The sequence below is a fragment of the Pseudomonas sp. Sample_10 genome (assembly GCF_004321495.1).
Lineage (GTDB): Bacteria > Pseudomonadota > Gammaproteobacteria > Pseudomonadales > Pseudomonadaceae > Aquipseudomonas.
This window is the reverse complement of record NZ_RCOE01000019.1, coordinates 1-10,108: the sequence shown is the minus strand read 5'-3', so window position 1 is coordinate 10,108 and position 10,108 is coordinate 1. Positions and strand designations below refer to the sequence as shown.

The 10,108-nt window shown below is 60.4% G+C and carries 9 protein-coding genes; all 9 read left to right on the top strand.

Translation table 11 applies throughout. The annotated features are described in order from the left end of the window. Positions 1-761 precede the first annotated feature (761 nt). The 9 genes from pcaR (at position 762) to pcaC (ending at position 9,922) form a co-directional block, all read left to right on the top strand. On the top strand, positions 762-1,604 hold the full coding sequence (gene pcaR / locus D8U18_RS01635) for a pca regulon transcriptional regulator PcaR (protein ID WP_130904359.1): 843 nt from the start codon (positions 762-764) through the stop codon (positions 1,602-1,604). A gap of 125 nt (positions 1,605-1,729) precedes the next feature. Next, the gene (locus tag D8U18_RS01630) at positions 1,730-3,076 is read left to right on the top strand and encodes an MFS transporter (protein WP_056856102.1); all 1,347 of its coding nucleotides are present in this window, start codon (positions 1,730-1,732) and stop codon (positions 3,074-3,076) included. A 274-nt stretch (positions 3,077-3,350) separates the two neighbouring features. Beyond that, complete coding sequence (gene pcaF, locus D8U18_RS01625; protein ID WP_177336598.1) at positions 3,351-4,556, top strand: 3-oxoadipyl-CoA thiolase; 1,206 nt, start codon at positions 3,351-3,353, stop codon at positions 4,554-4,556. A gap of 37 nt (positions 4,557-4,593) precedes the next feature. Further along, complete coding sequence (gene pcaH, locus D8U18_RS01620) at positions 4,594-5,298, top strand: protocatechuate 3,4-dioxygenase subunit beta (RefSeq protein WP_056856100.1); 705 nt, start codon at positions 4,594-4,596, stop codon at positions 5,296-5,298. Position 5,299: 1 nt separating this feature from the next. Continuing rightward, positions 5,300-5,866: a protocatechuate 3,4-dioxygenase subunit alpha gene (gene pcaG / locus D8U18_RS01615; protein WP_056856099.1), complete on the top strand. Its 567-nt coding sequence runs from the start codon at positions 5,300-5,302 to the stop codon at positions 5,864-5,866. Positions 5,867-6,001: 135 nt separating this feature from the next. Next, positions 6,002-7,306 carry an MFS family transporter gene (locus D8U18_RS01610; protein WP_056856098.1) on the top strand — a complete coding sequence of 435 codons (1,305 nt, stop codon included), beginning with the start codon at positions 6,002-6,004 and terminating at the stop codon, positions 7,304-7,306. A gap of 45 nt (positions 7,307-7,351) precedes the next feature. Then, positions 7,352-8,716, top strand: a complete 1,365-nt coding sequence (locus D8U18_RS01605; protein WP_131106868.1) for a 3-carboxy-cis,cis-muconate cycloisomerase — start codon at positions 7,352-7,354, stop codon at positions 8,714-8,716. An 11-nt stretch (positions 8,717-8,727) separates the two neighbouring features. Continuing rightward, entirely contained in the window at positions 8,728-9,519 is a 792-nt protein-coding gene (gene pcaD, locus D8U18_RS01600; RefSeq protein WP_130904355.1) for a 3-oxoadipate enol-lactonase, read from the top strand. 10 nt (positions 9,520-9,529) lie between these two features. Then, complete coding sequence (pcaC, locus tag D8U18_RS01595) at positions 9,530-9,922, top strand: 4-carboxymuconolactone decarboxylase (RefSeq protein WP_007976697.1); 393 nt, start codon at positions 9,530-9,532, stop codon at positions 9,920-9,922. Positions 9,923-10,108 lie beyond the last annotated feature (186 nt).

Here is a 10,108-nt window from a genome sequence, read left to right as displayed (position 1 = left end):
CGTAGGTGGTGACTTCCCCGCCGTAAACTTCCTTGTAACGTTGTTCCTGGCGCTCAAGTTCCGCGCGCAGTTCGTCTTTCGTCACAGTGCTACCTGATTGAGTTGAGATAAATTCTGGTGAAACGCGCTGCATCCAATGTATCGATCATTCTCGACGCATCGACAAGGCCGGTGAGGGCATTGTTTTACGGCAGGGCGATCAATACGTCCATGTTGCAGGCGACCACGGCACCAGAGATAAATAGCTGACGCAGCATCAGCTTCCTGTTTTCAGCGAGCGCGTTGACGATGCAATGCAGTCAGCGTCGGGCGCTTGCCGGGGGCGGCAGCGATGGAACATCGCGCCACCTTGTAGCGGAGTCGGCAAGTAGAAAACCGTCTGGCTACTGATTTGCATTATAGCGAGCGATTCACAGAACTCTATCTCTACAGAGTTAAAAGTAGGTCGCGATGTGTGATCGTTTTGTTACTCGTTACTTTCACGGCCAACTAGAGCGCTGAATGCTATCACTGTTCAGTGATAGCTTTCTGGCGCCATTAAGTCGAACAACTTTTTGGCAATTACATCGACCTTGGCAAGTCTGCATTGTCACCGTGGTGAATGCTTGAAACACGCTCTTTGATTGGCTCGGATGATGTACGGCGATTGCGATTATCGGTCAACGGTTCGATAATCGCCCAATCTGGGGCCGGCACGGCTTGTGCGCCGGACCGATAGCCACTTGTAATACTCGCTGATCCGTGTGGGAAGAGAATCTGTAATGAACGATCAACTGCGCAATTCCTTTGCTTCTGTGGCACCGCCCATCGTCGCGTCGCCCGCCAAGCGAATCCAGGCACTCACAGGTGATCCGGACTTCATGACCTCGCTGGCGAGGGGGCTGGCTGTCGTGCAAGCGTTTCAGGAGCGCAAACGGCACCTGACCATTGCGCAGATCAGTCACCGCACGGAAATTCCCCGCGCTGCAGTAAGACGTTGCCTGCACACCCTGATCAAACTTGGCTACGCCACTACCGACGGCCGCACGTATTCCCTGCTGCCCAAAGTGCTGACCCTCGGCCATGCCTACGTATCCTCGACACCGCTGGCGGTGTCGGCCCAGCCGTATCTGGACCGCATGAGCGAGCAACTGCACGAAGCCTGCAACATGGCGACCCTGGAAGGCGACGACATTCTGTACATCGCCCGCTCGGCAACGACCCAGCGGCTGATTTCGGTCGATCTGTCGGTGGGGGGGCGCTTGCCGGCCTATTGCACGTCGATGGGCAGGATCCTGCTGGCGGCGCTGGATGACTCGTCCCTGGGTGAATACCTCGAGCACGCCGATTTGCAGGCCAAGACCAGTCGCACGATCCACACCCCAGAGGCATTGCTCGAATGCTTGAAGGAAGTCCGGCAGCAGGGCTGGTGCATCGTCGATCAGGAACTGGAGCAGGGGCTGCGCTCGATTGCAGTACCGGTGTACGACGCGTCCGGTCAAGTGGTGGCGGCCCTCAACGTCAGTACCCATGCGGGTCGGGTCAGCCGCAATGAGCTGGAACAACGCTTCCTCCCTGGTTTGTTAAGCGCCAGCCGCGATCTCAGCGCTCAACTGTTTGCCTAAGGTGTTCGATAATCGCACAGAGTTGCTTCGGGTGAATTGACGCTGTTTCCTCCGGATCATTAATGTCGCGGCTGCGCCAGCATTGGCTGGCTCCCCGTTCGACTGTGATCCACGGAATAAAAATAATGAACCAGCCTCAGTCTGCTGTAGGGAACTGCCTCGACGTGCAGTCCTTCATCAATGCTCAACCCATTTCGCGTTATCAGTGGCGAGTGGTGATTCTGTGTTTCCTGATTGTCTTCCTCGATGGCCTCGACACGGCGGCCATGGGGTTCATTGCGCCTGCGCTTTCTCAGGATTGGGGAATCGATCGCGCGAGTCTCGGCCCGGTGATGAGTGCCGCGCTCATCGGCATGGTCTTTGGCGCACTGGGTTCCGGCCCGCTGGCTGACCGCTTTGGACGAAAAGTCGTACTGGTCGGTGCAGTGCTGTTGTTCGGGGCGTTCAGCCTGGCCTCGGCTTACAGCACCAACGTCGAGCAACTGTTGGTGTTGCGCTTTCTGACCGGCTTGGGCCTGGGCGCCGGTATGCCCAACGCCACGACGCTGCTGTCGGAATACACCCCGGAGCGCAAGAAATCCCTGTTGGTGACCAGCATGTTCTGCGGTTTCAACCTGGGCATGGCCGGTGGCGGATTCATTTCCGCCAAGTTGATTCCGGCGTTCGGGTGGCACAGCCTGCTGCTGATCGGCGGGATTCTGCCACTGATCCTTGCTGTCGTTTTGCTGTTCTGGTTGCCGGAATCGGCACGCTACCTGGTCGTGCGCAATCGCGGTACCGACAAGGTGCGCCAGGCGCTGGCGCCGATTGATCCGACTGTGGTGGCCCAAGCCTCCAGCTTCAGTGTGCCGGAACAGAAAACCGTGAAGGCGCGCAACGTGTTCGCGGTGATCTTCTCGGGCACCTACAGCGTTGGCACATTGTTGCTGTGGCTGACCTACTTTATGGGGCTGGTGATTGTTTACCTATTGACCAGTTGGCTGCCGACCCTCATGCGCGATAGCGGCGCGAGCATGGAACAGGCGGCGTTCATCGGCGCATTGTTCCAGTTCGGTGGCGTATTGAGCGCGGTGGGTGTGGGTTGGGCAATGGATCGGTTCAATCCGCACAAGGTGATCGGTACTTTCTACCTGCTGGCCGGGGTATTTGCCTACGCGGTAGGGCAGAGCCTGGGCAACATCACGTTGTTGGCGACCCTGGTGCTGGTGGCGGGGATGTGTGTCAACGGCGCGCAATCGGCGATGCCATCGCTGGCCGCGCGCTTCTATCCGACTCAGGGACGTGCCACCGGTGTTTCGTGGATGCTGGGTATCGGCCGTTTCGGTGCGATCCTCGGAGCCTGGATGGGCGCCACGCTCTTGGGCCTGGGCTGGAACTTCGAGCAGGTGCTGACGGCGTTGGTGATTCCGGCAGCATTGGCGACCGCCGCGGTGGTGATCAAGGGTTTGGTCAGCCATGCGGATGCAACCTGATTTCAGGCGTCTGAATCTTCATCGTGGTTGATGGCATCTTCGCGGGCAAGCCTCGCTCCTACAGAGGCACCTGGATTTGTAGGGGCGAGTCTTGCCCGCGAAGCTTTCGGGTACCAATAGCCGGATAACAATGTGTTCGATAAGCGAACACTCAGTCGATTATCGGATTGTTTGACGTTTTTCACGGGCTTACTCTTCAGCCACTCCGGCGCTGCGCATCGGCGCCTTTTTTCAAAGTCGGAAGGCTTTACCCATCTGAAGCACCTGGAGAAGCATGATGCGTGACGTTTACATCTGCGACGCGATTCGCACCCCCATCGGCCGTTTTGGTGGTGGTTTGTCTGCGGTTCGCGCCGACGACCTGGCCGCCGTGCCGCTCAAGGCCTTGATGGAGCGCAATCCATCGGTGGACTGGAATGCCGTCGACGAGGTGTTCCTCGGTTGCGCCAACCAGGCGGGTGAAGACAACCGCAACGTGGCGCGCATGGCGCTGCTGTTGGCCGGTTTGCCGCAGACCATTCCCGGCGTGACTCTCAATCGCCTGTGCGCCTCGGGCATGGACGCCATCGGCACGGCGTTCCGCGCCATCGCCAGCGGTGAAATGGAGCTGGCGATTGCCGGTGGCGTGGAGTCGATGTCCCGTGCGCCGTTCGTGATGGGCAAGGCGGACGCCGGGTTTTCGCGCAACATGAAACTGGAGGACACCACCATCGGCTGGCGTTTCATCAATCCACTGATGAAAGCCCAGTACGGTGTGGACGCGATGCCGCAGACCGCCGATAACGTTGCTGATGATTACAAGGTGTCCCGCGCCGATCAGGACGCATTCGCCTTGCGCAGCCAGCAACGCACCGCTGCCGCCCAGGCCGCAGGTTTTTTCGCCGAAGAAATCGTCGAAGTGCGCATTGCCCACAAGAAGGGTGAAACCATCGTCAGCCAGGACGAACATCCTCGCGCCGACACCACCCTGGAAGCCCTGGCCAAACTCAAACCGGTCAACGGTCCCGACAAAACCGTCACAGCCGGCAACGCCTCGGGCGTGAACGACGGCGCCGCGGCGCTGATCCTCGCCTCGGCCGAAGCGGTGAAAAAACACGGTCTGACTGCCCGCGCCAAAGTGCTGGGCATGGCTAGCGCCGGTGTGGCACCGCGTGTGATGGGGATTGGCCCGGTGCCGGCGGTACGTAAACTGATCGAGCGCCTTGGTGTGGCGGTCAGCGATTTCGACGTGATCGAACTCAACGAAGCCTTCGCCAGCCAGGGTCTGGCGGTGTTGCGTGAGCTGGGAATTGCCGACGACGCGCCGCAGGTCAATCCAAACGGTGGCGCCATTGCCCTGGGGCATCCGTTGGGCATGAGCGGTGCGCGTCTGGTCCTGACGGCGTTGCATCAGCTGGAAAAGACCGGTGGCAAGAAAGGCCTGGCGACCATGTGCGTCGGTGTCGGCCAGGGTCTGGCTTTGGCAATCGAACGGGTCTGACACGCCCTGTCGACTAATAAGAACTGAGGAAAGTGTAATGACTGACAAGCCTGGTTATCGTCGCCCGCAGGAGGGTACTCAGCCGGAGTACCTGCACCCGAGCTATCAATCCACCAACCTGCGCTCGCCATCGAAGCCGTTGGTGTTTCTGCCCCATTCGCTGTCGGAAATCACCGGGCCGACCGTCGGCGCCGAGCGCGTCAACGAAAAAGACAATGACCTGACCGCTCAGCACGAAGGTCAGCCGCAGGGTGAGCGCATCATCATTCATGGCCGCGTGCTGGATGAAAACGGTCTGCCGGTGCCGGGGATTCTGGTGGAGATCTGGCAGGCCAACGCCGCCGGTCGTTACGCCCACGCCCGTGACCTGCACGACGCGCCGCTGGACCCGAACTTTACCGGCACCGGCCGCACCGTGACCGACGCCGATGGCTGGTACCAGTTCCAGACCATCAAGCCCGGCGCGTACCCGTGGGGCAACCATCACAACGCCTGGCGCCCGGCGCACATCCATTTCTCGCTGTTCGGGCCGAGCATCCTGACGCGCCTGGTCACGCAAATGTATTTCCCGGGCGACCCGCTGCTGGCTTATGACCCGATCTACAACTGCGTGCCCGATACCAGTGCCAAAGAGCGCTTGATCGCCACGTTCGATCTGGAAAAAACCATCCCTTCCTATGCCCTCGGTTATCGCTGGGACATCGTTTTGCGCGGCCGCGACGCCACGCCGATGGAGAAATAAGATGACGCTGACTGCGACCACGTCCCACACCGTAGGGCCGTACTATCACATCGGCCTGACCTGGCTGAACCGCGAAAACCTGACCGTCGAACAAACCCTGGGCGAGCGCGTGGCGATCACCGGGCAAGTGGTCGATGGCAACGGCGATGTCGTCAACGACGCCATGCTGGAAGTCTGGCAAGCAAACGCCGCCGGCAAGTACGACCACCCCGAAGATGACCAGGACAAACCCCTGGACCCGAATTTCGAAGGTTTCGGCCGGGTGCCGGTGGATGCCGAAGGGCGTTTTCGTTTCACCACCATCAAGCCGGGCACGGTCGAAGGCCTCAAGGGCACGACCCAGGCGCCGCACCTTGTGGTTCTGGTGTTCGCCCGTGGCTTGGTCAAGCACCTGCTGACGCGGATCTACTTCGAGGGTGAACCGGCCAACGTCGACGATCCGTTGCTGGAGTGCGTGCCGGCCGAGCGCCGCAGCACGTTGCTGGCGAAGAAGGATGCATCGGGCGTGTATCAGTGGAATGTGATTCTGCAGGGCACCGATGCCGAGACGGTGTTCTTCGATTATTGAATGGACTCAAAACTTGTGGTGAGGGAGCAAGCTCCCTCACCACAAGTGCGTGTTTTGGCCTCAGGTAATGCTTCTGCGGAACGGGACTGTTGCAAAGTGTGTCTAGACTCTACTGTCCCTATTGAGTGAAAAACGATGACGACTCCCACGGCTCCTACAGCTCTTTATACGGGTGAAGAACGCAGCAAGCGGATCTTCGCCATTGTCGGCGCTTCGTCCGGCAACCTCGTCGAATGGTTCGACTTCTACGTCTACGCGTTCTGTGCGATTTATTTCGCCCCCGCGTTCTTTCCGTCCGACAACCCCACGGTGCAGTTGGTAAACACCGCGGGCGTGTTCGCTGCCGGGTTCCTGATGCGGCCGATTGGCGGCTGGATCTTCGGCCGTGTCGCGGACAAGCACGGGCGCAAGAACTCGATGCTGATCTCGATTCTGATGATGTGCTTCGGCTCGCTGCTCATCGCTTGCCTGCCGACCTATAAAGACATAGGTGTCTGGGCGCCGATCCTGTTGCTGTTCGCGCGCTTGCTGCAAGGTTTGTCAGTAGGCGGGGAGTACGGCACCACCGCGACCTACATGAGCGAAGTGGCGCTCAAGGGCCAGCGCGGTTTCTTTGCGTCGTTCCAGTACGTGACCCTGATCGGTGGGCAGTTGCTGGCGGTGTCGCTGGTGGTGATCCTGCAACAGTTTCTTACTGAAGAAGACCTGCGCGCCTACGGCTGGCGGATTCCGTTCGTGGTCGGTGCGGTGGCGGCGTTGATTTCGCTGTTCCTGCGTCGCTCGCTGAAAGAAACCACCAGCAAGGAAATGCGCGAGAACAAGGACGCCGGCAGCATCAGGGCGCTGTTCCGCGACCATAAGGCGGCGTTTATTACCGTGCTGGGCTACACCGCCGGTGGCTCGCTGATTTTCTACACGTTCACCACGTACATGCAGAAATACCTGGTGAACACCGCCGGCATGCACGCCAAGACCGCCAGCTACATCATGACCGGCGCGCTGTTCCTGTACATGTGCATGCAGCCTGTGTTCGGCATGCTCGCCGACAAGATCGGTCGACGTAACTCGATGCTCTGGTTCGGTGCCCTGGGTACCTTGTGCACTGTGCCGATCCTGCTGAGCCTGAAAAGCGTCAGCAGCCCGTTCCTGGCTTTTGTGCTGATTACCCTGGCACTGTCGATCGTCAGTTTTTACACCTCGATCAGTGGTCTGGTGAAAGCCGAGATGTTCCCGCCGGAAGTGCGCGCACTGGGTGTCGGCCTGGCATATGCAGTGGCCAATGCGATCTTCGGCGGTTCGGCGGAATTTGTGGCCTTGAGCCTCAAGAACGTCGGCATGGAAAACGCCTTCTACTGGTACGTAACGGTGATGATGGCGATTGCCTTCCTGTTCAGCCTGCGTCTGCCGAAACAGGCGAAGTATCTGCATCACGACCTTTGATCTTCACGCGCGGGCCACAAAGGCCCGCGCCTCCAGGGACTGTTTATGAACCAGCGACCGGGCAATCAGTTGTTCGATGCCTACTTCACTGCCCGCGATATGCGTGAGGTGTTCTGCGATCAGGGGCGGGTGCAGGCGATGCTCGATTTCGAAGCGGCATTGGCCCGGGCCGAAGCGCGGGTCGGGCTGATCCCGCAGTCTGCAGTGGCGCCGATCAGTGCGGCGTGCCAGGCCGGGCATTACGATTTCGCTGCCCTCGGCGAGGCGATTGCCGTCGCCGGCAACTCGGCGATTCCGTTGGTCAAGGCGTTAGGCAAGCAGATCGCTGCGCAGAATGCCGAGGCTGAACGTTACGTGCACCTGGGTGCGACCAGTCAGGACGTGATGGACAGCGGCCTGGTGTTGCAACTGCGCCGGGCGTTGGAACTGATCGAAAGCGATCTGGCGCAATTGGGGCAAATCCTCGCGAGCCAGGCCCAGCGTCATGCAGCCACGCCATTGGCCGGACGCACCTGGTTGCAGCACGCCACACCCGTCACCCTCGGCATGAAAATCGCCGGTTGGCTGGGGGCGGTGACCCGCAGTCGTCAACGTTTGGCCGAACTCAAGCCGCGTTTGCTGGTGCTGCAGTTCGGCGGCGCTTCCGGCACCCTCGCGGCCCTCGGCGAGCAAGCGCTGCCGATTGCTCAAGCGTTGGCCGAAGAGCTGCAACTGAGCTTGCCTGACCAGCCGTGGCACACCCAGCGAGATCGCGTGGTGGAGTTCGGCGCGGTGCTGGGTCTGATCGCCGGCAGCCTGGGTAAACTCGGTCGCGACATCAGCCTGTTGATGCAAACCGAAGCCGCTGAAGTGTTCGAGCCATCGGCGCCGGGCAAGGGCGGTTCCTCGACCATGCCGCACAAGCGCAATCCGGTAGGCGCAGCGGTACTGATCGGCGCGGCGACGCGTGTTCCGGGTCTGCTGTCGACGCTGTTCAGCGCCATGCCACAAGAACATGAACGCAGCCTCGGCTTGTGGCATGCCGAGTGGGAAACCCTGCCGGAAATCTGCTGCCTGGTGTCCGGCAGCCTGCAACAAGCGTTGTTGATCGCTCAAGGGCTGGAGGTGGACGCCGAGCGCATGGCTCGCAACCTCGACCTCACCCAAGGCCTGGTGCTTGCCGAAGCGGTGAGCATCGTCCTGGCGCAACGGGTCGGCCGCGATGCCGCGCACCATCTGCTGGAACAATGCTGTAAACGCGCCGTGGCCGAACAGCGCCACCTGCGTGCGGTGCTTGGCGACGAACCGCAGGTGACCGCCGAACTGACGGCCGCCGAACTCGATCATCTGCTGGACCCCGCTCACTACCTCGGCCAGGCGAAAACCTGGGTCGAGCGCGCGGTGGCTGACCATTGTGCATTGACTGCCTGAAGGAGACTGCTGTGGCTTTCGTTCAACTCGCCGATGGCGAACTACATTACCAACTCGATGGACCGGTCGATGCACCGGTGCTGGTGCTATCCAACTCTCTGGGCACTGACCTGCACATGTGGGACGTGCAAATCCCGGCGTTCACCGAGCATTTTCGCGTGCTGCGTTTCGATACCCGAGGCCACGGCAAATCGCTGGTAACGCCGGGACCGTACAGCATCGAGCAACTGGGTCGTGACGTGTTGTCGCTGCTCGATGCCTTGCACATTGAGCGTGCGCATTTCTGTGGTCTGTCCATGGGCGGGTTGATCGGTCAATGGCTGGGCATCAATGCCGGCGAGCGCTTGAACAAACTGATCGTGTGCAATACGGCGGCGAAAATCGGCGATCCTTCGATCTGGAATCCACGCATCGACATGGTCCTGCGCGATGGTCAGGCCGCCATGGTTGCGCTGCGTGACGCCTCGATTGCACGCTGGTTCACCCCGGACTTCTCCGAAGCCAACCCGGCAGCGGCCAAGCAGATTACCGACATGCTCGCGGCGACTTCGCCTGAAGGTTACGCGGCCAATTGCGCAGCGGTGCGTGATGCCGATTTCCGTGATCAGTTGTCGTCGATCAAGGCGCCGCTGCTGGTGATTGCTGGCGCTCAGGATGCAGTGACGCCACCGTCTGGCGGGCATTTCATTCAGGAGCATGTGCCGGGCGCCGAATACGCCGAGTTCTACGCCGCGCACTTGTCCAACGTCCAGGCCGGCGCTGCGTTCAGCGAGCGGGTCCTGGCGTTTTTGTCGGCTCATTGAGGGGATTGTTGTGGACGAGAAGCAGCGTTACGACGAAGGAATGAAGGTGCGTCGCGCGGTACTGGGCGACGCCCATGTCGACCGCAGCCTGACAACCCTGACCGAGTTCAACTCGGAATTCCAGGAAATGATCACCCGCCACGCCTGGGGCGACATCTGGACCCGCCCGGGTCTGCCGCGCCACACCCGCAGCCTGATCACCATTGCCATGTTGATCGGCATGAACCGCGAAGGTGAACTCAAACTGCACCTGCGTGCCGCCGCCAACAATGGTGTGAGCCGTGGCGAGATCAAGGAAGTGATCATGCAGAGCGCGATTTACTGCGGGATACCGGCGGCCAACGCAACGTTCCACCTGGCCGAGTCGGTGTGGGATGAGTTGGGGGTTGAATCGCGGGAGTGATCCGGGCGAATGATCGTTCCCACGCTCTGCGTGGGAACGCCTCAACGGACGCTCCGCGTTCGGCTTTGGACGGGACGCGGAGCGTCTCGGGCTGCATTCCCACGCAGAGCATGGGAACGATCGGTGGTGAGGTTTAGAGCAGGCTGATCGGATAGCTGACGATCAGGTGGTTATTTGGATAGTTCC